Origin of the sequence: Megasphaera paucivorans (genome assembly GCF_900103535.1) — a bacterium.
GTDB lineage: Bacteria > Bacillota > Negativicutes > Veillonellales > Megasphaeraceae > Megasphaera_A > Megasphaera_A paucivorans.
Genome location: NZ_FNHQ01000038.1, coordinates 1 through 22,400, shown reverse-complemented (window position 1 = coordinate 22,400; position 22,400 = coordinate 1). Strand labels below are relative to the sequence as shown.

The following is a 22,400-nucleotide window of genomic DNA, read 5'->3' as shown; positions in this document are numbered from 1 at the left end:
TGAATTCCAGCTTCCGAAAAGTCACCAAGAAGGGCTCGTTCTCCAGCGAGGAATCTGTCTTCAAGGTTCTCTATCTCAGGGTAAAGGAACTCTATGCCAAGTGGGAAGGGCATCATATCCAGAACTGGGCGATGGTCAGAAACCAGTTGGCTATGGATGATAAGCTGCAAGCTCGTATCCTGAAATACGAGAAATTTTAAAGCCAGCAATCACTGGTAACGCATCTTCTTTTATGATACCTAAAAAAACTTACACACTTAACTTGACAAACCCTAGTATATTCCTTTTTGTAAAAAAGAGGTAAATCAGATGACACGGTCTGACTTACCTTTTTTTATTGTGGAATTCGTTCTCCTAATTTCTATGAGAAAGGTTGTTTGGTGTACCTGATTAAGAAAACTTTATTTTTCGATTTTATAATCATTGGTAGAATTTAAACTTTGTATCCAATCATTGCTCGTCAGGACTTCAGCTTGATTAGGAAAGATTTTTTCTGTAAGAATACGGTGAACTTCAGGATCACGGTCGAAACATGCGTCGGAGATAACTTTAAGAATGAAATCTTTATCCGCTGCTTCCCGCACAGTAGATAAAACGACGCCGCTTGTAGATATACCACTGAGAATCAGGGTATTGATTTGTTGTGAGCGAAGAATTAATTCAAGATTGCTGCCTGAAAAAGCGCTGAATCGATATTTTGTTATAATAGGTTCATTGGCTTTGGGAGAAATAGATTCATGAATTTGTGTTTCTTTATCTAAGATAGTCATTCTGTCAAGAGCAGGTATAGCAGAAAAAAATTTATTTTGCGGATTAATTTCAGGATACCCCTTGTCAAAACCAACTCTGACAAAAATAACAAAAATATGGTTTTGTCGGGCGGCATTAATTAGGTTGCTAATTTTGCTGAGTATAGTGGTGGTGTTATTAAATTGTGATACAATGCCGTTTTGTATATCTAATATTAATAAAGCAGTTTTTCCGGTTTGATTTTGCATAGTTGTCAACTCCTTTTTTATACAGTGATATTAAACGGAAATAGCGTTGCTTGTCAAGAAAAATTATAATTAAATTGCAGAAGTAAAACTAAGTGAAAAAAGCTATAAACTATAAAATCTATTTATAGTGAACATTGTGATATTGGTGAAACTTGTCAACAGACATTAAATGCAGGAATTAGGCTATTTGGACAAAATTATGTTGACATGGTCAATATGAAGCAGGAAGGGGCCTATATATAGGCAGTTATTCATTACGGTATGTGCAACGTTTGAATTATGTTTTAATAGAAATGGAAACATCGTGCTATGAGACAGAAACAGTATATGATGGAGCCGAAAATAGACATGTGGGGGTGGATATGACCATAAATAAATGAAATGAGAGAGTCAGCGAGATATATTTTTATGTATATGACGTATAAGGTGTCTATTTTAAATGAAAATGGGATAAGGCAGACAAAAAAGTCTGGTCTTACTCCCAATTTTTTTATGGGATACGTGTTTATGTCAGCAAAAGTCCTACAAAAAAATCGGATTTTTTCCGCTACAGCAATCAGACATAAATTATTATACTAATACTATTAGACGTGGACGGATACAATGAAATAACAAGACAGCCTTTTAGAATGCAGCGTAGCAGGCTGACAACCTATCCGTTAAAAAGAAAGGAGTTTTTTTATGCTTAATTTATTGTATCAATTTTTTAGAACGGGTCCTGATATCGAACAAATTAAAGATGCTGATGCGGTTAAGAAAAAATTCAACAGCATGCGTTGGCGGGTATTTGCATCCATCACAATTGGATATGCTTTTTACTACATTATCCGTCAGAGTTATTCGGTTATCAAGAAACCGCTGCTGGCTTCCGGAATTGTTACCCCTACGGAAGTAGGTATTATCGGATCTGTTTTTTTCATTACGTACGGGTTAGGTAAATTTACTAATAGTTTCCTTGCTGACCGCATGAACAATAAGCGCTTTTTCTCATTCGGACTTTTTATTTCTTCCTTAACAATGGTCGGCATGGGTCTTGTAAATTCGTTTGTTCCACTGGCTGTTCTATGGGGCTTGAACGGGTGGTTTCAATCCTATGGGGCTGGACCCTCTATTGTGGCTCTGAACCAGTGGTTTAGCAATGAACAGCGCGGTACTCTATATGGTGTATGGTTTACTAGTCATAACCTAGGATCTTCCTTTGCTTACTTTGCTATTGCAGCTATTGTATCTGCGTATAACTGGTCTATGGGCTTTGTCGCGGCTGGTATTATTTCCTTAATTGGGACAGCCTTTATTTATTTCGGCATGAGTGATCGTCCGGAAACACAGGGACTTCCCAATGGTGCTGTTTATTATGGAGAAAAAACTCAGGAACAAATTGAGGCGGAAAAACAAAAATCCGTTAGTGCCATGCAGTGGAATGCTGTCGTTAAAAATCCGGCAGTCTGGATCCTTGGTTTTTCTTCCTTGTGTGTGTATATTGCCCGATATGCTGTTGAAAGCTGGGGAGTTGTATATCTAACTTCTCAGAAAGGGTACGATATCATGGGGGCTGCCGGAGTCATGGCATATATGCAGGTTGCAGGCATCTTCGGGGCACTGCTGTGCGGTGTTATTTCCGATAAATTCTTTAATCATAAACGAAATGCACCGGCTCTTATTTATGGTATATTGTATTCGATGTCAATTGCCGGTTTTGTATGGGCGCCCCAATCTTTTACCATGGATTTGCTTTGTATGACCTTTTATGGGTTTACCATGGGAGCCTTGGTTTGTTATATGGGTGGCTTGATGGCGGTTGATATTGTACCGAAACGCGTTACGGGTGCTGCGATGGGTATGATTGGACTGTTAAGTTATGCGGGGGCGGCTATTCAGGAATTTATCACTGGTAAATTAATGACGATTACTATCGTAAATGGTGTCAAGGTGTATGATTTTGGCATGGCGACAGAATTTTGGGTTGGTGCAGCTGTTGCTTCTACATTACTGGCTCTTTTGGTTTGGAATGCGAAACCGCAGGAAAACTAACTATACTATCTCACGTTAACTTTATATTTTCTTTTCTCTCAGACTTAGATTAAAGTATGAAAAAGCAGCTGTTTTATTTGACAGCTGCTTTTTCACATCATTTTATCTGCAGCGTATTCGATACATTAAAAGAAAGAACAATATTTAGTCTAAAAAGGCATACTAGTTCCTATCTTATTGTTTTTATGTTATGATAAAAAATAATAGCTGATATTACAAACAAGGAGATTAGAGTATGAGATGGGGCAAACGATGGATATATGTGATTGATTTGATAGTGGTTTGCTTGCTGATGCTTTGTGCAGGATGTGATACTTCGCAAGGAAAAATAGATTTTACGAAAACGCAGGAACATATAACTGCGGCAGAGGAATCACCAGAAAAACCACTTCGCATTGCTTTTGCATCAGTTATTTCACCAAAAGAAACTCGTCAAGCCTATCAGCACCTTGTTGACTATATTTCCCAAAATCAGCACCGTCCGGCAGTATTGCTTCAACGCCGGACGTATGAAGAGTTGAATACACTTATGTCCAATGGTGACGCCGATGTGGCTTTTTTTTCTACAGGTGCTTATTCGGCTTATCACGGGAAAACTCCCATTGAAATGTTGGCGATGGGGCAAACGAACGGTTCGATTTATTATCAGACGTATATTATTGCGGCTGCAGACAGCGGTATTACTAGTTTTGACCAACTTCGGGGGAAAATTTTTGCATTTACGGATCCTATGAGTTACTCGGGGCATTTAGCTATTGATTTTCTATTGTTAGATCAAGGTACGTCACCAGAAATTTATTTTAAACGTTTTTTTTATACATACAATCATGATAAATCAATATGGGCAGTTGCCAATCATTTGGCAGATGCTGCCAGCATCGATAGCCAGATTTATGATTTTGTCATGCAGACGAATCCGCAGCTTCTTGAAAAAATACGCATTGTTGATATCCTGCCGGAGGCACCGACAGGACCTATTGTCATGCGCAGTGACCTCCCAGGCCAGGAAAAGGATGCATTGCGTCATCTTTTTTACAACATGGACCAAAATCCTGCATTGCGTGAAGTTCTGCGACATGTCATTATTGACAAATTTATAGCACCTGCCCCGGCATTATATGAAGAGCTGCGTCATAAATATAATTTACGCAGCCACAGTTTGGAAGCGTAATATGAAAAATCATTCCTTATATGTAAAATTTAATGTTCTTATTGTGGGAACGATATTTATCTGCGGTATCCTTATCGCCAGTTTGCTGTTATACACAACAAGTACGGAAATGGAACATGGTTTAGATAAATCAGGTGCTGAAATTGCCGAATCCATCAGTGCAATCATCAGCAACTATATTCTGGTAGATAATCGTTTTGCCATTACAGAACAACTTATGCATACGCAGAGCAGTAATCAGCAGATACGTTATATTATAGTATCTCACCCTAATGGGCAAATTCTAGCCAGTACTTTTACTAATGGCATTCCTGATGGATTGCCTGTTACTCGTATGCCCCAAGCGGGTATTCCCATAGATACTATGACCTTTGACAGTAACGAAGGATATATTCGAGAAGTTCTATGCCCGATTGAAGACGGCTTGGTTGGTTATTTTCGCATTGGACTAAGAGAAAAACCGATGATGCAGCTTATGCGAAGGAGATTTATGGAAATGATCATGTTTATTTCCCTCATTTGCATACTGGCGTCTTGGCTGGCAACGCGATACGCCCGGAACTTTCTTAAACCGATCCAAAATATATCAATCGCAGTGCGTCAACTGGGACATGGAAATTATCATGTTCGAGTTCCGGTGGAAACGACAGATGACGTAGGGCGCCTGGCACAAGCTTTTAACAGAATGACAGACAGATTGTATGCCAAAGATCGGGAAAATTTTCGTCTCGTCGCGGCTTTGAAGGAAAAGGAAAAAATGCGTATGTGGCTTATTAATCAATTGTTTTCCGCTCGGGAGGACGAGCGGCGCCGGATTTCCCGTGAACTTCATGATGAAACTAGTCAGTCTATGGTATCCATGCTAGCGTATTTACGTTTAATTTCGGACAGAAGTACTGATGACGAAAGTAAAGAGTTGGTGCATGGGGTGCAGAATCTGACTCGGGAGACGTTGGAAGGATTACGGCATTTAGCGGTAACATTACATCCTCCGTTGTTAGATGATTTGGGACTTATTGTGGCGATAGAAAAGTATTTGGATACTTATCGATGCACACAACCTCATATCCATACTTCTTTTACCGCCCAAGGTGATTTTTCTCAAGTGACTCATCCTATATCGCTTCTTTGCTACCGCATGCTGCAGGAATCCTTGACTAATATTGTAAGGCATTCCAGAGCAGACACTGTATCTATTTCTGTCACTGTTACGGATACTAAACTTACCATGTTCATTGAAGATAATGGGATTGGTTTTAGTGAGGATACAATGGAAAAAGCTCGGCTGGATAATCATCTGGGAATCGTCAGCATGAGAGAACGGACATCATTGCTGAATGGGACTTTTCATATTCATAGTATATCTGATGTTGGAACACGTATTACTATTATTTTACCTGTTGCTGTTAAAGGCGAGGAAGGAGGTCTTGCCGATGGTGAAACCAATTAAAATACTGTTAGCCGATGATCACCGTGTTTTACGTACGGGATTGAAATTATTACTGTCTTCCCAAACTGATTTTAAAGTCGTTGCTGAAGCTTCAGATGGATATGAAGTACTGCAAAAATTGGAAGATGTTCCTACGGATGTGGTTCTTCTCGATTTATCTATGCCTATTATGGGCGGACTGGAATGTTTGAAAGAAATAAAAAAACATAAATACCCTGTAAAAATTCTTGTTCTTACGATGTACAGTGAACAGCAATATGTTAAAGAAGTTATGCAGCAAGGAGCGGATGGCTATTTGTGTAAAGATACACTTGATGAGGAATTATTTCGTGCACTGCATACTGTATGGAATGGCCGGCGTTATTTAGGGGAAAGAGAAGCTCGTGCTCTTTTGAACGGGCTTATTGATGGCCCTCAGGAAAATGCGGCACTTTCTGTACGGGAGCGAGAAGTACTCCAATATATTGTGCATGGGTATTCTTTAGCTGATATAGCCGAAAAACTCTATATTTCAATTAAAACGGTGTCTACTTATAAAGCGCGTCTTATGCAGAAACTAAATTGCACAACAAAATCTGAGTTGGTAGATTATGCACTTCAGCAGCACCTTTTGGAATAAAATAAGTTTACTTGAATAAAAGAGAGGAAGTACAACCAGAAAAAGTGTTCCGGGTATTATTCATTTGCTGTTTTTTTTTCTTAATGTGAACCTTTTTTTGCAATATAAAATCCTGTTAGAAACATATTTGTTTCTAACAGGATTTTTTGAGAAATTACTACCGGATTTACCTACTACTCTTTCAGCAGTTTTACAGCGGTGAATTGGTCTGTAATTAAGACGTTGGCATATCGACCAGTGAGGGCAGCCCGGATACTATCTATTTTGGCATCGCCGCCAGACAAAAGAATGCTGTATTCTTTATGGCAGAGGCAGTCGAGATCAATGCCGACAGTGCGATTGTTCAATTCTTCGCTGGATATTTTGCCGCATTTATCAAAAAAACGAGAACAAATGTCGCCGACTGCATGATTTTTCAGGAATTCTTTTTCTCTCATATCTACATAACCAAGTCGGAAAAATAGTGCATTATCACGAACCGTACCTACACTAAAAAGAGAAATATTAGCGTTACGGCCCAGTTCTAATACCCGTTTGATATGACGATCTTTATAAACCATATCTTTTACTTCTTTAGAATCAAATAGCACTGGCAACGGTAAATACTGTGCAATAGTTTCGTAGTTTTTAGCAAATTGTTCTAGGATTTCATTGGCATAGTTTTCGCCGATAGATAAGGTGGTTCCCCCTTCCAGCTGTACAATTTGGGCTCCGCGCAGGGGATGAGGAGTCAGCGCATGGCAGAGAGAATGCAGTGTCGTTCCCCAGCCAACACCAATAATGTCTCCGTCTTGAACGATATCTTCTAAATAGAGAGCCCCTGTTTTGCCAATATATTTTTTAATTTCCTGTTCATCATTAATAGGGGTATTGGCGATACGCACATCTTTTAGATGGTACTTGGCAGTAATTTTTTGTGCTAGATGGCTTTGATCTTCAATAGGATCAAAAATTTCGATGCGGACAAAACCGTTGTCCTTTGCATATTGCAGCAGTCTGGAAACAGATGGCCGGGAAATTCCCAGTCTCTTGGCAATATCATGTTGGCTGTATCCAGATTGATAATATAATTTTGCTGCATTGATAGCCGCTTTATTTTTATCGTTCAGCATAGCATTCAATCCTAACGTTTAAATTTTTAATAGCAGCGTATATACATGCTGTTGTATATATTTCATTATCTCATTGAAGAAGCTGGAAATGCAAGAGGAGAAAGGAAAAATCTTAGAAGATCATGATTTTTATTGTAAGGGTAAAAATATAGTCTACTTGTTGCTCTTGAATAAAAAGTATAAGTTGATACATAGTTATATCATATATGAAATTATGTAAAAATAGTATTGCAAATATGTTCACGTGAAACTTTAATCAAATTAAAGCATATCTGTTAGTGCAGATACGAAAAGAGAAAAGAAAAGATGCAGCGAAAGGAGAAATTTATTATGCAAAAGAAGTACATTATGGCGCTCGATGCGGGAACAACAAGTAACCGCGCAATCATTTTTGATCAGGATTCCCATATTATAGGGGTAAGTCAGAAGGAATTTACACAATATTTTCCGAAACCGGGCTGGGTAGAACATGATGCCAATGAAATCTTGAAAACGATGATGGATGTCATGCAGGAAGCCTTGAATCAAGCAGGACTTATTGCGGCTGATATTGCAGCCATCGGAATTACCAATCAACGGGAAACGACCGTTGTTTGGGATAAAAATACGGGTTGCCCTGTATATAATGCTATTGTTTGGCAGTCCCGCCAGACGGCGGAGATTTGCGAAGATTTGAAAAAACAAGGCTTGGTTGATGAATTTAAGGATAAAACCGGCCTGGTTATTGATGCTTATTTTTCTGGTACAAAAGTAAAGTGGATTTTGGATACAGTACCCGGAGCTAGAGAAAAGGCTGAAAAGGGAGAGCTTTTGTTTGGGACGATTGACTGTTGGCTTATTTGGAAAATGACAGAAGGAAAGGTTCATGTAACCGATTATTCTAATGCTTCCCGCACACTTATGTTTAATATTAAAGAGTTGAAATGGGATGATCAACTGCTGGAATATTTGACAGTTCCTAAGAGCATGCTTCCAGAGGTGCGTCCGTCCAGTGAAGTATATGGAGCGATATCGCCGACAATCTTAGGTGCATCTATCAAAATCGCCGGAGCTGCCGGAGATCAGCAGGCTGCCTTATTTGGACAAACGTGTTTTGAACCAGGTATGGCAAAGAACACATATGGGACAGGCTGCTTTATGCTTATGAATACAGGAACCGAACCGATTGCATCAAAAAATGGATTGGTTACGACGATTGCATGGGGACTTAAAGGAAAAGTGGAGTATGCCCTCGAAGGGTCGATTTTTGTTGCGGGGTCTGCCATTCAATGGCTTCGTGACGGAATTCGTATGATTGACACAGCACCTGATTCCGAATGGGTTGCCAAACGAGTTCCGGATTCAGATGGCGTTTATGTCGTTCCGGCTTTTGTTGGTCTCGGGGCCCCTTATTGGGATATGAATGCCCGCGGGATGATCATTGGGATTACTAGAGGAACGAAAAAATCACATATCGTTCGAGCGACTCTGGATTCTATGGCCTATCAGACAAAAGATGTTCTCGGTGCAATGGAAGCGGATTCAGGTATTAAACTGGCAGCACTTAAGGTGGATGGTGGTGCAGTAGCTAATAATATGCTTATGCAGTTTCAAGCGGATATTCTGGGCGTACCGGTGGATCGTCCGCAGGTTATCGAAACAACGGCGCTTGGTGCAGCGTATTTGGCAGGTCTTGCAGTGGGAGTTTGGCAGTCTAAAGATGAGTTAAAGAAGAGTTGGAAATTGCAGAACCGCTTTGAACCGCAAATGGATTCTCAAAAAGCTGCCGATTACTATAAAGGATGGCGCAAGGCAGTTAAACATGCCATGAACTGGTTGGCTGACGACGAATAAACTTTGGGATATAGTTCGCTGAATAGAGGAAGGAATCGATATGGATAATTTATTAGGTGAGTTTTTTGGAACGATGGTATTGCTGGTTTTTGGGTGTGGAGTCTGTGCTTGCAATACGTTGACGAAATCAAAAGGACAAAATGGCGGCTGGATTTGTATTACTGCTGGATGGGGTTTTGCCGTCATGTTAGGAGTGCTTACGGCTACGACGCTGGGAGCTCCGCAGGGAGATCTTAATCCGGCGGTTACCTTAGGAAAAACGATGATAGGAATTTATACGGTGCCACAATTTTTTGCAACGTCATTTGTTCAGATTCTTGGTGGAATCTGTGGAGCGGCTATCGTATGGCTGGCATATTTGCCGCATTGGGCAGAAACAGAAGATCAGGCTGCCAAACTGGGAATATTTTGTACAGCTCCGGCGATTCGCAACTATCCGGTCAATTTTCTCTGTGAAGGTATTGCGACATTTTTTCTTATGTTTATCATTTGGATGATTTTTTCTAAGCAGGTTGGTGTAATTCCAGTTGGATTGGGGCCTTATATTGTTGGAGTATTGATCTGGGCTCTTGGTCTGAGCCTGGGTGGTCCTACAGGATATGCAATCAATCCTGCTCGTGATCTTGGCCCGCGTATTGCTCACGCTATTTTGCCGATTGCTGGCAAAGGTGGTTCGGATTGGAGTTATGCATGGGTTCCTGTTGTCGCACCGCTGGTAGGTGCTTTTGTGGCTTATGTAGTATTTGTTGCAATACTTTAATGCTATAGATAGGAAGAAGCGCGGACTCTATTGCGATATACTTCTTCTGAAAGAGGGGCGCAGTATGCTGCCCGGTTTACGCTGCACACATGCGGAGCCCGGTTCCATATTAGCGTCCTTTCTTTTTATACAATAAATGAAAATATGATTAATAAAATATGAACAAATTTTCTATAATGATAAAAACGATACAATGTCATATAACTATGAGCATTTTACATAGTATTATATAGAGAAATTTTGTTAATTTAATATTGCAAATATGTTCAATTGTGGATATAATAGGCGTAGCAAATAGTCATCTGGTTAGTATTTCGAAAAGAAAGAGGTTGTGAAAATGACAAAACAAGCAGATGTTGTCGTCATTGGCGGTGGTATTACGGGTACGGCTGTTTTGCACGAATTGGCAAAATATAACCTTCGTGCAATTTTGGTGGAGCAGGAACCGGAATTAGCTGCGGGTACGACAAAAGCAAACAGTGCGGTCCTTCATGCCGGCTTTGACGCACCGGAGGGAAGTATAAAAGCCCGCATGAATGTAGAGGGTAATAAGCTATACCATGATTTAAAGGATGAGTTGGATTTGCAAATCCGTTGGTCAGGATCTTTTGTTGTTGCCATGGATGATGAACAAATGGCCGTTTTGCGGGATTTGCTCAAACGCGGACAGGATAATGGGGTACCCGGTTTGGAAATCTGGGATGGCGATGCTGTTCGAAAATCAGAACCCAATGTCAGCAAAGATATAAAAGGAGCATTATGGGCACCGACTGCGGGCATATGCTGGCCTTTTGGATTGGCACTGGCTTTTGCCGAAAATGCAGTTGTCAATGGTGCTGAAATTTTGCGGGAATGTACAGTAACCGACATTATCGTGGAACAGGGTGCTGTCAAGTCAGTTGAAACAGATCAAGGCAGTATTGAAACAAAATATGTTATTAATGCTGCTGGTATTCATGCCGATGAAATTAGTCATTTGGCTGGTGATAATTCTTTTGCTATCCATCCCCGTAAGGGTGAATATATTTTGTTTGATAAGACTGCGCAAAAAAATCTGGTGTATAGTCCTATTTTTCCTACGCCTACCAAGATGGGAAAGGGAATTCTTGTGTGTGCGACGACTCACGGCAATGTTTTCGTAGGACCGAATGCGCAGGATATGAATGATGATGAAAAAGATAATACAGCAGTAACGATTTCCGGTATGGATGAAACTTTAGAAAAAGCTCGCCGTCTCGTACCGAATATTCCGGTAGGAGCGGCTATTACAGAATTTGCTGGTGTGCGTGCTGTTTCCAGCACGGGAGATTTTATTTTAGGACCCTCAAAGATTACTAAGGGACTTATTCAGGCGGCTGGCATTCAGTCACCTGGCTTAACATCCGCTCCGGCTATTGCTAAATATCTGACAGATGCAATTGTACGGGAAATGGGAGCTGTCAAAAAATCGGATTATAAAAAAGGTCGTCCCGCACAGCCTTGTTTCCGGATGTTGACTAATGCAGATCAGAGAGCGTTGATTGCCAAAGACTCTCGGTATGGCCGCGTGATTTGTAGATGTGAAACGGTTACGGAAGGAGAAATTGTCGACGCGATTCACCGACCTGTCGGGGCCCGTACTGTCGATGGAGTCAAACGTCGTACCCGTGCTGGCATGGGACGTTGTCAAGGCGGTTTTTGCGGTCCTCGTGTTATACAGATTCTGTCTCGTGAATTGCATATTCCTATTACGAAAGTCCGTAAAGAGATGAAAAAGTCATATATGTTTTATGATAAAGAAACACAGAGCGGAGGTAAAGCATAATGGATGAACAATGGTATGATATTATTATTGTCGGCGGCGGTCCGGCCGGTTTATCCGCTGCATACAGTGCTTGGATGCAGGGTGCTAAAAAGATTCTTGTCCTCGAACGGGACCGTGAAGTCGGAGGTATTCTTCAGCAGTGTATTCACAATGGTTTTGGGCTGCATCATTTCAAAGAAGAACTGACAGGTCCGGGATATGCTCAGCGCTGTTATGATTTGGTAAAAGATAAAAAAGAAATCGAAATCCTTGTTGATACAATGGTTCTCAATATTAATAATGATAAAATTGTTACGGCAGTTAGTCCGAAGTACGGACTAATTAAAATACAAGGAAAGACGGTTATCCTTACGATGGGATGCCGCGAACGTACCCGTGGAGCTATTCGCATTCCGGGTTATCGCCCGGCTGGTGTATTTACAGCAGGAGCGGCACAGCGTATGGTGAATATGGAAGGATATTTGCCAGGGAAAAAGATCGTTATTCTTGGAAGCGGCGATATTGGTCTGATCATGGCACGGCGCATGTCGCTGGAAGGCTGTAAAGTTCAGGCTGTACTTGAAATTTGTCCTTTTTCCAACGGATTGACCCGCAATATGGTACAGTGTGTGTATGATTATGATATTCCTCTGTATCTATCTCATACTATTACAGCTATTCATGGTAAAGATCGTGTTACGGGCATTACGGCCGCCAAAGTGGATGAGCATATGAAACCTATTTCGGGAACAGAATTCGAGATCGACTGTGATACCTTGCTGTTATCTGTCGGATTGATTCCGGAAAATGAATTGTCACGGGAACTGGGACTAACTATGCATCCACTTACTAATGGTCCGATTGTTGACCAGCATCGGGAAACAAGTATTGAAGGCGTCTTCGCTGCGGGTAATGTGGTTCATGTTCACGATCTCGTTGACTTTGTATCAGAAGAAGCTGAAATTGCAGGAAAATATGCAGCTCTTAAAGCAATGGGGAAAATGGAGGGCAATGTAACAGATGTGAGAGTTGAAGCTATTGATGAAGTACGTACCTGTGTGCCGCAGCATATACGTATTGGGAAGGGTGAAACAATCCGTTTGTTTATGCGTGTTCGCAAACCAATGAAACGTGTCCGCCTTACGGTTAAAAGTGGAGTAAATATGCTGTTTAGCAAAGTTCTTCCGGTTGCTAAACCGAGTGAAATGATTGCTGCCGATATACCGGCAGCAAAAGTTAATGGGCATTACACAGACTGGACTGTTTCCGTTAAAGAGGAGGAAGCTTAAATGGGGATAGAAATGAAGCAATTAAATTGCATTAACTGCCCGTTAGGGTGCTTATTGATGGTAGAACTTACAGATGGTAAAGTGACAAAAGTTACAGGCAATACCTGTCCTCGTGGCGAAAGTTATGCATATCAGGAAATGACCGATCCGCAGCGTATGCTGACTTCAACAATTCATATTGAAGGCGGAGCACTGCCGCTGTTACCAGTGGTGTCTCAAAAGACGCTTCCCAAAGATCGCATTCTCGACTGCGCTGCCGCACTGCGGGGTATAACTGTAACGGCTCCGGTAAAAGCGGGAGATGTTGTTGTGACTAATATCTTAGGACTGGGCATAGATATTTTGGCCAGCCGCGATATGGACAAGAGGCAGTGATTTTCCATTGCTTTCATAGTGATATGAATTTTATTTTGTAAGTTTAATTTTTTCAATAACATGTTGTGAATTATTTTGTCTTTATGCGAGGCATGTGATTTTGCTTATCTTTTTATAAACCAAGGATAAGACAGATGAAAATATCTGTTTTATCCTTGGTTTTATTTATATAACTGTTTACATTAGAGTAGTATTATTTACTTTATGTTGATGTTGCAATTTATTGAACAACATTTGACGACTTATATTTAATATTGTTGCTACTTGTTTTTTGAGTACCCGTGATTAAGTAACTCTTCGATAACTAGTTGTTCTACGATGGATTGTAATTTTTTCATGTTTATTTTTAAATCTGTTGGATTCATCAGGCATTGACGACGGATTGAAAAAGTGTATCGAAAAGGTAATAATACGATGCATTGTTTTGTTTGCTGAAAATATGACAATGCAGTGCTGCACTTTGAAGTTCACGAATATTTCCCTACCAATGCTGTGTGCGTGAAGCTGTATTTAGTACTGCTGAAATAGAAAAATCATCTATTGGCCGGCCATTATATTTTTCCCTGTATTATAATATTTAGGTACCTTATATATTGACAAATAGAACACAGAAAAGTAAAATAAGGTTAGGTACCTAATATAAAGATGGAAAGTTGTAGTGAGGGAAACTATAAATGATAGTATCTAAAAAAATATTACAAATATTACAAGGCAATAATTATCGTTTAACCCGAGGAAGATTAGCCGTGCTACAAGTAATGGCAGCGCATCCTTATGAATGCTTAACTACTCTTCAAATTTATGCCTATTCTGTAGAGGTGTTATCAAGTATATCTGTTCCGACAGTATATCGGATAGTATCTCTCTTTTGTTCTCTGCATATCTTACATAGGGTACGAATAAATGGCCGAGGTTGTTTTTATGAATTGATTGCGGCAGAAAATGAAAACCATCCATATTGTGTGTGTCGTCAATGTGGAAAAATTTTTAGTGTTTTTGATACCCAAGTGTTAAAAGCATTTTCGAACTGTGAACAGGAGATTAATACTTTCTATAATTTTCAAATTGAGACAACGAATTTGATTTACTATGGGATATGTAAAACTTGTCATAAGAGAAAAGATTAAAAGAAGGTAGATCTATGTGAATTTTATTTTATCAAACAACAAAATGTCCAGAAAAAGTGAATACGTATATAAAGGATATCAGCTCGGAACAGTAGGATTATTGATAAATGGATTTATATGTATTGCAGAATGTATTTCCGGATTTATTACAAATAATACAGCGTTATTGGCAGATGCATTTCATAATTTAACGGATTCCATTTTTGCTGTGGTTACTTTAGGGGCTTTTTTATTGGCTAATAGACCAAGTAGTATAAAGTATCCTTTTGGATTGGGACGTGTTGAATATTTAGGTGCGTTCTTTTTGGGAATCGTTATGTTGGGAATGGGAGTACACTTTATCTTTGTATCTGTAGAAAGAAGTCTTTATCCGGTGCCGTATTATTTTAATCCTCTTGTATTCGGTCTCATTCTTTTATCTGCGATACTTAAACTATCCTATAGTTTTTTTGCTTATAGGTATGCAAAAAGATTCAACTCTTCTATTATGCGGGCTAGTTATTTTGATTCACTTATTGATATGGTTATATTGAGTTTGCTTGCGGTCTCTTACATAGTTTCACAGATAGGAAATTTGCAGATGGATGGAATGATAGGCGGAATTATTTCAATAGGGATACTATGGTCAGGATATTCTGTAGTAAAATCGGCGGCAGCATCCTTGATTGGAATGGGACCGAATCCTGTTCTCATAAAAACGATACAAACGATTATACAAAAAGATGTGAGGGTCAAAGGATATCATCGGTTACTAGTACATGACTATGGAATCGGTAAAACATTGGCTTCTGTTCATCTGGAAGTTCCTGCGTATCTTTCTTTAATTCAATCTCATCGAATTTCAGAAAATATTGAACAGGCGGCGGCACGTGAAAATATATATTTAACGATTCATATAGACCCCATTTAATTTTTTTATTCTTAGTGAGTTTTTAAATTTTATCGGTATATTTTCTGAAGAGAAAACCATAAAACAGGTGTCTCGGACTTCTATAAGTCTGGGACACCTGTTTTAACATATATTCCATGATTTGTTTACAAATAATTATTTTAACGAAATATCAATATTGATGTATGTATAGGGTATTGAAGGCAATGTTAGTAACTGCGTATCGTATTATTTTTTAATGGCAGTTCAATATGATCTCTGCGTGTTCTTATTGATGACTGTTTTAGATTTAATATATATTTTTTTACTGTGATATAAGGGGCAATTACATTTACTGTATACTGATGGGGGTAAATAGTTATATTGTTGTTTTATTATTTAAGAAAAAATAAGGATTATGTATAGTATTACAATAGTAATTTTAGTGTGGAAGCAGTAAAATAAAATTATGAATACTATAAAAATGAAGTTTTGAATGAGGAGAATGGGCAGTTATGAAGCAAAACATGAAGACTGTATTCGTATTAATGGCTATTGGAATTACAGCAGGTATTATTGGCATTATCTTGACATTATTGATGCATAATATCCAAGATTGGGCATTTGGCAATGGCTTTTATGGAGATGCATCATTTCGAGAACTTATCGAAGGGGTATCACCGTTGCATAGATTTGTTGTTTTGCTTGGCGCGGGAGGAATGGCTGGTATCGGTTGGGTGTGTATTCACCGGTATGGAACTCCGTTGGTTGATATCAAAACGACTATTAATAATCCTGAAAAGAGTATGCCCATATGGACTACACTAGGGCATAATATGTTGCAGATTATAACGATTGCGTTAGGATCTCCTCTAGGAAAAGAACGAGCTCCTCGAGAAATTAGTGTTGTGTTTGCAGACCAATTAACAAGGTTGTTTCATATAAATCATGATATATATAAACGTAAAGTTTTATTGGCGTGTGCATCTGGTGCGGGATTGGCGGCAGTCTATAACACCCCGCTGGCCTCTTCGCTGTTTATTATGGAAACTCTTCTGGCTGATTGGAATGTTAATGCAGTAGGATCTGCACTTATTTGCTGCAGTACAGCAGTGTATATCATGCGGCTGGGCGTTGGCGATTTGATACAATATCCACTGCCCCAGGTTCCTTTTAATGAAACGTTAATTATGTGGGCTGTTGCGGCAGCGCCTGTTATTGCCTTATTTGCATATTGGTTTGATAAAAGTACAGTATGGTGTCATCCTCTTTTTTCCAGGAAAAGTCCTAAAATGATAGGATTGGCTGTCATTGGGTTTGGTGCGATTGGGATACTTTCTATGTATTTTCCTGAAATTTTAGGAAATGGACAAGCGGGAAATGAATTGAGCTTCACTTTTTCTATTGGTTGGAAAGAAGGAGCATTTCTTTTTGGAACGAAATGGATTGCTGTACTTTTAGCGCTTGGAGCAGGGGCTTATGGGGGCAATATTACGCCTTCGATGATGCTGGGGAGTATGCTTGCATTGGTTATCGCGTTAATTTGGAATGGAGTATTGCCGGAAATACCAGTTGCTGCAGCAGCATTTATCGGAGCTGCTGTATTTCTTGGATTAACACAGAAAATGCCGGTTACGGCAGCTGTCTTTTTATTGGAATTGACACGTTTTTCTCCAGCATATTTATTTCCTATATGTGGTTGTTTTGCCGTTGCATTGCCGCTCTTTCATTATTTGAAGGAACACATTTTTTTTTGATGTTTCATTATTTTAAAGAAAGCATAGTTATCGAGCTGAGAATTTCGGAGTCCAAGTAGTGCGGTATGGCGTCTTCCATAAAAGTAAATCCATATTAATCGTATATGATATAATAAAAGCAAGGAATGTTCATTGTCCCAGTTGCTTGTATGATATATTTGTTTTCGATAGAGGCAGTGTGCTGAATAATTTAGTATAAACGGAGAAAACAAATGATAAAGCGAAGAGTAGTCATTACTGGTATGGGAGCTGTTACTTCTCAAGGTATGGGAGTATCCAAAATTTGGGATACCGTGAAACGGGGAATATCAGGTATTAGTATAATCGAAAAAATTAATACGAAAATGTTATCGGTTAAAAACGCGGCAGAAATAAAATCATTTGATCCACAAGATTTTCTTAGTAAAAAAGATGCAAATCACATGGATCTTTTTATACAATATGCAGTAGTTGCCGCAAATATGGCTATGGAAGAGTGCCGGATTCATATAACGGATATGGATCACAGCCGGGCAGGTTCGATTATTGGTACAGGTATTGGTGGGATAGGAACGATAGAAAGACAATATGAGATTTTTCAAAATAAGGGGCTGGGACATGTCAGCCCGTATCTTATTCCGATGATACTTCCTAATATGGCGAATGGCCAAATTGCAATAAAATATGGTCTTAATGGATTTTCGGAGTGCATTGTTACTGCTTGTGCCTCATCAAATAATGCGATTGGCGATGCTTTTCAGCTGATTCGTGACAATAAGATGGATTTTATGTTGGCAGGCGGTGCGGAGGCTCCTATTACTGTTTTAACGATAGCGGGTTTTACCGCTATGAAAGCCATGTCAACGGCAGCAGACCCATTGACAGCGAGTCGGCCGTTTGATTTATTACGAGATGGTTTTGTTATAGGTGAAGGTGCGGCGATATTGGCGCTGGAGAGTTTAGAACATGCAGTTACTCGAGGGGCCGATATTATTGCTGAAATTGTTGGATATGGCTGCAATAATGATGCATTCCATATTACGGCAAATAAGCCAGCAGGAATAGCTGCTTGCATGCAGGCGGCACTTGTTGATGCGGGGGTTATTCCCGAGCAGGTTGGATATATCAATGCACATGCAACGTCGACACCTTTAGGAGATAAGAATGAAACGGCGGCAATAAAAATGGTTTTTGGCGGGCATGCTAAAAAATTAGCAATTAGTGCCACGAAATCAATGACAGGACATTTGTTGGGAGCGGCAGGTGGTATTGAGACGATATTGACGGCAAAAGCTTTGCAGGAACAATATGTACCGCCTACTATGAACTATCAAACCAAAGATCCTGCATGTGATTTGGATTATGTTCCTAATGTAGGCCGGAATCAGAAATTTTCAATTGCATTAACGAATTCCTTTGGTTTTGGTGGTCAGAATGCCGTATTAGTACTTCGTGAATTTAAAAATGGAAATAGTATTTAGGAGTAGTATCTATGGTTGATACAAAAGGTACAATTAATCGCTGTATTGAATTTATAGAACAGAATATCACAGGGAAATTGAATTTAGATGAGATAGCGGCACATAGTTTAATATCGAAATATTATTTGCATCGTATGTTCAAGGCATTAACGGGAAAAGCCTTAATGGATTATGTTCATGCGAGAAAACTATCGGAAAGCATTTCAGATTTAATGTATAGTGATTTACGTATTTTAGATATTGCGTTAAAATATGGTTTTGAATACGAACAATCTTATATTCGTGCTTTTCGCCATAACTTTCATTGTACACCGCGGCAGGTACGGCAGGGAGAAATTTCGCTCCGCATTGTCGAAAAGTTAAATATCAACGATATTTATGGAGTTGATAATTCAGCAATTTATAAACCATTTTTCGTTTTTCGTCCAACGACGTATTTAATAGGGGAAAAAAGTAAAATTATGAAAAAGTCGGGGGATCGGACAGCAAATGCATTAGGAAATCATTTTTTTTATACTAAACGGAAACATATTCAAAATATATTGAATGAAAATATATATTATGGTTATACAGATTGGAGTAACAGTAAGGCGGGATATATTTACTATATTCCATCAGTACAAGTCAAAAACCTGCAGGAGGTACCGGCAGGAATGTGTGGTGTTGAAATTCCGGCGGGTAAATATGTCGTGTTTCGGTTTGTTGGATTTTTTCGGCCTGAAAATCTTAATGGACGAAAGATTGGGCGATTGTTAGTTCATATGTATACTAAATGGATTTTTAATTCAGGGTACCGTTTTTCGGCACCATTTCGGTTTGAACTTATAGACAGTTCTATTGTAGCTGATGATTATTGTGAATTGGATATATATCAGCCAGTTGAGGCGATAGATTGAAGCGTTAATGTACAAAAAGATTATTAAATTTCATTCTAATTATTTATATATAATTAGGCTATTACGCTCTTACTATGGAGAATTTTACCTACATGGCGTTATATGTTATAATATAAAATATATTATTGGTAATTATGTTTTACTATCCTTTCTATTTACACGTATTGATGAATGCTGTAGAGTTGGATTTTCTACAGCTTCTTTTCTATGTAAAGGGAGTGTTTTATCGTATGCAGTTGTTCGTATGGCAGGGTGCTTAGTATAGAATCAAGTGCCTTGATCGACATGTGCTGCTTTATAAGTATTAATTACATATCATGTTAGTGTGTGAAACTCATTAATATATTCGTCAAAAAATTGGGGGATATGTTATCAATAAATAGTAAAAAATCATCATGAATAACTGATATAGGTGCAAAATATATAGATTGTAGTAGATTTTTAAGAATATTATTTTAAAAGAAGGAGATGTAAAGAGATATATTTGATTTTATATTGCGTTGGTAAAGCATATGACTTTAAATAATCAACAAAAAGGGAGCATTTGATGATATTTCGGTTAAAAAAAACAAGTATAGCTTGTATGGTCTTCATGATGACACTCACTTCTTCGGTAGGAGCTACCTTTCATCCAGGGGATAGAGGAAATCAAATTTTAGCAATACAACAACAATTAAATTCTATGGGAAGTACTGTTGATGCGGATGGAGATTATGGTTCACAAACAACTGAAGCGGTACGAATGTTTCAAGCAGAACATGGATTGGATGCAGATGGAATTGTAGGATCCATGACATATCAAGCATTAATGGGAACGGATATGCCTGATAATGCATGTACTCATTTTGTACAGAAGGATATGGATTCAGATAATAGCGCCGCTGGTTCTATTACAGCTGATAATGTAGTTATGATAGTTCAACAAGCGCTAGTTCGTAATGGGTATGCTGTTTCTGTTGATGGAGTATTGGGGACAGAGACAGATGCGGCAATTCGTCAATTTCAAAGCGATCATGGGCTGGAAGTGGATGGAATTGTAGGAGGACAAACTTTTTATGCGTTAACTGGTCAAACGTTGCCAATAGCACCTTTTTCCTATGGCAATACACCGGGATTCTCTGAAGGAGAAAGTATTGTAGCTGCCGCCGATCAATATCTTGGCGTTCCATATGTATATGGTGGTAATACACCTAATGGATTTGATTGTTCCGGATTTACAAAATATATTTTTTCATCTATTGGTATTACCTTGCCTAGAACTGCGGATGAGCAATATGATATAGGAACTCCAGTGGCATATTCTAATTTGCGTCCTGGTGACTTACTGTTTTTTAATTCTGGATATTCTGGAATATCTCATACAGGTATATATGTAGGAAATCATGAATTTGTCAGTGCCACATCCTCACAGGGGGTTGCTGTGGCTGACTTGGATAATGCGTATTGGTCCTCGTGTTATGTAGGAGCAAGACGTGTTGTATAAATAAACGTATATACAATGATTATTATGGGAGGATATTAAAAAGGGTATATTATTATACGTAAAAATGGAATAATCCCCTTGTGTATCCTGTTTTTATTTTTATAATAATTTTAAAAAATTAATATTGGTAATTACAATTTTAGACAAAAAATAAGCAGTTTTAAACAAATGTTTAAAACTGCTTATTTTTTGTCTAAAATTGTAAAATTAACTAATATTAATAAAAAATAATCAGTATTGTATGCGTTATTTTAATAAAGCGATTTTTTGAATAATTAATATGATATATGCATTTTTGTTAAAAGCATTATTTTATATTGTAATAAATGAAAAATAATGCTATAATAACAAAAAAATCTCACAATAAAATACAACATATCATAATATGATACAAATAGCAACTAATCTTTAATATTAAAGTAAATTTTTCACGTATATTTATCATATACATGATCAGATGCCGAAAAAAATTAATATATATGCCATGCATATGATAATAATAAAAATGATACGGTATGATTCAGAGGAGGTTTATTGTATGAGTGAAAATGTAGTAGCCAAATTATGTCAAGATGTAAAAATTCCTAAGATGGTAAAAGTAAGGCAGCATTTTGATCCTTCGTATATTGCCCCGGAAGATATTCCTGGAGTAGTACGGGAGGAGCTGGAGCGAGATTGTATCTGTTCGCAAATAAAACCAGGTATGTCTATCGCCATAACGTGGGGTCGCGAATATAGCGATTGTCATCAAGGCAGTGGCAGAATACGTAAAAGAAAAGGGCGGATCTCCGTTTGTGTTCCCGGCTATGGGCAGCCATGGGGGAGCTACTGCTGCGGGACAGTTGGAAATTGTCAATGGCTATGGTGTAACGGAAGAAGCGATGGGATGTCCGATTAAAGCGTCGATGGAAACAAATTGGTGTTACGGATACGGGCCGGCCTGTATTTATTGATAAATATGCGGCAGAGTCCGATGGAATTATTCTGATAGGGCGTATTAAAGCGCACACACAATTTATTGGACCATATGAAAGCGGTTTAATGAAGATGTCCGTTATTGGAATGGGAAAACAGCATGGAGCAGAAGGGGTTCATGAACAAGGGTTTGTCCATATGGCAGAAAATATTCAGCGATATGGAAAGGTTATATTGAGTCAAGCTCCGGTGATCTGCGGGATCGGGTTAATTGAAAATGCCTATGACCAGACGTACAAGATCAAGGCACTTACGCCGGCAGAAATTATAAAAGAAGAACCGGGATTATTATTGGAAGTGAAAAAAGTAATGGGGCATATTTTGATTGATGATGCCGATGTATTGATAGTCGATGAAATTGGCAAGAACATCAGCGGGGATGGGATGGATCCTAATGTATCCGGGACGCTGCC

At 38.8% G+C, this 22,400-nt stretch carries 19 protein-coding genes and 2 pseudogenes; 19 read left to right on the top strand and 2 right to left on the bottom strand.

From position 1 onward, the window contains the following. A pseudogene (locus tag BLR11_RS14410) lies at positions 1–200 on the top strand (IS256-like element ISBsu2 family transposase); the annotation flags it as partial. A 201-nt stretch (positions 201–401) separates the two neighbouring features. Here BLR11_RS14410 and BLR11_RS12265 read toward each other — a convergent pair. After that, complete coding sequence (locus BLR11_RS12265; RefSeq protein ID WP_091652569.1) at positions 402–998, bottom strand: cysteine hydrolase family protein; 597 nt, start codon at positions 996–998, stop codon at positions 402–404. A gap of 681 nt (positions 999–1,679) precedes the next feature. Between BLR11_RS12265 and BLR11_RS12260 the strand changes: the two genes are divergently transcribed. From BLR11_RS12260 to BLR11_RS12245, 4 genes are all read left to right on the top strand, one after another. After that, entirely contained in the window at positions 1,680–3,029 is a 1,350-nt protein-coding gene (locus tag BLR11_RS12260; RefSeq protein WP_091652566.1) for an MFS transporter, read from the top strand. A 235-nt stretch (positions 3,030–3,264) separates the two neighbouring features. Further along, positions 3,265–4,200 (top strand): substrate-binding domain-containing protein, encoded by a 936-nt coding sequence (locus tag BLR11_RS12255; RefSeq protein ID WP_091652564.1) that lies wholly within the window; start codon positions 3,265–3,267, stop codon positions 4,198–4,200. 1 nt (position 4,201) lies between these two features. Beyond that, positions 4,202–5,650, top strand: a complete 1,449-nt coding sequence (locus BLR11_RS12250) for a HAMP domain-containing sensor histidine kinase (RefSeq protein WP_091652561.1) — start codon at positions 4,202–4,204, stop codon at positions 5,648–5,650. Then, positions 5,634–6,269, top strand: a complete 636-nt coding sequence (locus BLR11_RS12245; protein ID WP_091652558.1) for a response regulator transcription factor — start codon at positions 5,634–5,636, stop codon at positions 6,267–6,269. Before BLR11_RS12250 ends, BLR11_RS12245 begins: the two co-directional genes overlap by 17 nt. A 173-nt stretch (positions 6,270–6,442) precedes the next feature. Here the strand turns inward: BLR11_RS12245 and BLR11_RS12240 are convergent, their stop codons facing one another. Then, positions 6,443–7,381, bottom strand: a complete 939-nt coding sequence (locus BLR11_RS12240) for a DNA-binding transcriptional repressor DeoR (protein ID WP_091652555.1) — start codon at positions 7,379–7,381, stop codon at positions 6,443–6,445. A gap of 330 nt (positions 7,382–7,711) precedes the next feature. Between BLR11_RS12240 and glpK the strand changes: the two genes are divergently transcribed. The 14 genes and pseudogenes from glpK to BLR11_RS14170 all read left to right on the top strand — a co-directional run. After that, the gene (glpK, locus tag BLR11_RS12235) at positions 7,712–9,214 is read left to right on the top strand and encodes a glycerol kinase GlpK (RefSeq protein WP_091652552.1); all 1,503 of its coding nucleotides are present in this window, start codon (positions 7,712–7,714) and stop codon (positions 9,212–9,214) included. 40 nt (positions 9,215–9,254) lie between these two features. Continuing rightward, on the top strand, positions 9,255–9,974 hold the full coding sequence (locus tag BLR11_RS12230; RefSeq protein ID WP_091652550.1) for an MIP/aquaporin family protein: 720 nt from the start codon (positions 9,255–9,257) through the stop codon (positions 9,972–9,974). A gap of 337 nt (positions 9,975–10,311) precedes the next feature. Beyond that, positions 10,312–11,778, top strand: a complete 1,467-nt coding sequence (locus BLR11_RS12225) for an NAD(P)/FAD-dependent oxidoreductase (RefSeq protein WP_091652547.1) — start codon at positions 10,312–10,314, stop codon at positions 11,776–11,778. Continuing rightward, complete coding sequence (locus tag BLR11_RS12220) at positions 11,778–13,046, top strand: NAD(P)/FAD-dependent oxidoreductase (protein WP_091652545.1); 1,269 nt, start codon at positions 11,778–11,780, stop codon at positions 13,044–13,046. Before BLR11_RS12225 ends, BLR11_RS12220 begins: the two co-directional genes overlap by 1 nt. Next, a complete protein-coding gene (locus BLR11_RS12215; protein WP_091652542.1) occupies positions 13,047–13,421 on the top strand; it encodes a DUF1667 domain-containing protein in 375 nt (124 codons plus the stop codon). A 674-nt stretch (positions 13,422–14,095) separates the two neighbouring features. After that, entirely contained in the window at positions 14,096–14,548 is a 453-nt protein-coding gene (locus tag BLR11_RS12210) for a Fur family transcriptional regulator (protein WP_091652540.1), read from the top strand. 16 nt (positions 14,549–14,564) lie between these two features. Further along, entirely contained in the window at positions 14,565–15,458 is an 894-nt protein-coding gene (locus tag BLR11_RS12205; RefSeq protein ID WP_091652537.1) for a cation diffusion facilitator family transporter, read from the top strand. Positions 15,459–15,931: 473 nt separating this feature from the next. Then, positions 15,932–17,173: a chloride channel protein gene (locus BLR11_RS12200; protein ID WP_091652534.1), complete on the top strand. Its 1,242-nt coding sequence runs from the start codon at positions 15,932–15,934 to the stop codon at positions 17,171–17,173. A gap of 212 nt (positions 17,174–17,385) precedes the next feature. Next, positions 17,386–18,633 (top strand): beta-ketoacyl-ACP synthase II, encoded by a 1,248-nt coding sequence (gene fabF / locus BLR11_RS12195; RefSeq protein ID WP_245675167.1) that lies wholly within the window; start codon positions 17,386–17,388, stop codon positions 18,631–18,633. An 11-nt stretch (positions 18,634–18,644) separates the two neighbouring features. Next, positions 18,645–19,529, top strand: coding sequence for an AraC family transcriptional regulator (locus tag BLR11_RS12190; protein WP_091652532.1), 885 nt, complete (start codon positions 18,645–18,647; stop codon positions 19,527–19,529). A gap of 547 nt (positions 19,530–20,076) precedes the next feature. After that, on the top strand, positions 20,077–21,012 hold the full coding sequence (locus BLR11_RS12185) for a C40 family peptidase (RefSeq protein ID WP_245675166.1): 936 nt from the start codon (positions 20,077–20,079) through the stop codon (positions 21,010–21,012). A gap of 538 nt (positions 21,013–21,550) precedes the next feature. Beyond that, positions 21,551–21,910, top strand: coding sequence for a hypothetical protein (locus BLR11_RS12180; RefSeq protein WP_176762980.1), 360 nt, complete (start codon positions 21,551–21,553; stop codon positions 21,908–21,910). Positions 21,911–21,927: 17 nt separating this feature from the next. After that, positions 21,928–22,059: pseudogene (locus BLR11_RS14770) on the top strand (hypothetical protein); the annotation flags it as partial. After that, positions 22,060–22,400, top strand: a 341-nt coding sequence (locus BLR11_RS14170) for a hypothetical protein (RefSeq protein ID WP_342707208.1), incomplete at its 3' end; no start/stop codon positions are given. It lies immediately after the preceding pseudogene.

Bases quoted from the DNA above. Each gene is read 5' to 3' on its own strand.
- BLR11_RS12265 (WP_091652569.1), bottom strand. From the start codon at position 998: ATGCAAAATCAAACCGGAAAAACTGCTTTATTAATATTAGATATACAA.
- BLR11_RS12260 (WP_091652566.1), top strand. From the start codon at position 1,680: ATGCTTAATTTATTGTATCAATTTTTTAGAACGGGTCCTGATATCGAA.
- BLR11_RS12255 (WP_091652564.1), top strand. From the start codon at position 3,265: ATGAGATGGGGCAAACGATGGATATATGTGATTGATTTGATAGTGGTT.
- BLR11_RS12250 (WP_091652561.1), top strand. From the start codon at position 4,202: ATGAAAAATCATTCCTTATATGTAAAATTTAATGTTCTTATTGTGGGA.
- BLR11_RS12245 (WP_091652558.1), top strand. From the start codon at position 5,634: ATGGTGAAACCAATTAAAATACTGTTAGCCGATGATCACCGTGTTTTA.
- BLR11_RS12240 (WP_091652555.1), bottom strand. From the start codon at position 7,381: ATGCTGAACGATAAAAATAAAGCGGCTATCAATGCAGCAAAATTATAT.
- glpK (WP_091652552.1), top strand. From the start codon at position 7,712: ATGCAAAAGAAGTACATTATGGCGCTCGATGCGGGAACAACAAGTAAC.
- BLR11_RS12230 (WP_091652550.1), top strand. From the start codon at position 9,255: ATGGATAATTTATTAGGTGAGTTTTTTGGAACGATGGTATTGCTGGTT.
- BLR11_RS12225 (WP_091652547.1), top strand. From the start codon at position 10,312: ATGACAAAACAAGCAGATGTTGTCGTCATTGGCGGTGGTATTACGGGT.
- BLR11_RS12220 (WP_091652545.1), top strand. From the start codon at position 11,778: ATGGATGAACAATGGTATGATATTATTATTGTCGGCGGCGGTCCGGCC.
- BLR11_RS12215 (WP_091652542.1), top strand. From the start codon at position 13,047: ATGGGGATAGAAATGAAGCAATTAAATTGCATTAACTGCCCGTTAGGG.
- BLR11_RS12210 (WP_091652540.1), top strand. From the start codon at position 14,096: ATGATAGTATCTAAAAAAATATTACAAATATTACAAGGCAATAATTAT.
- BLR11_RS12200 (WP_091652534.1), top strand. From the start codon at position 15,932: ATGAAGCAAAACATGAAGACTGTATTCGTATTAATGGCTATTGGAATT.
- fabF (WP_245675167.1), top strand. From the start codon at position 17,386: ATGATAAAGCGAAGAGTAGTCATTACTGGTATGGGAGCTGTTACTTCT.
- BLR11_RS12190 (WP_091652532.1), top strand. From the start codon at position 18,645: ATGGTTGATACAAAAGGTACAATTAATCGCTGTATTGAATTTATAGAA.
- BLR11_RS12185 (WP_245675166.1), top strand. From the start codon at position 20,077: ATGATATTTCGGTTAAAAAAAACAAGTATAGCTTGTATGGTCTTCATG.
- BLR11_RS12180 (WP_176762980.1), top strand. From the start codon at position 21,551: ATGAGTGAAAATGTAGTAGCCAAATTATGTCAAGATGTAAAAATTCCT.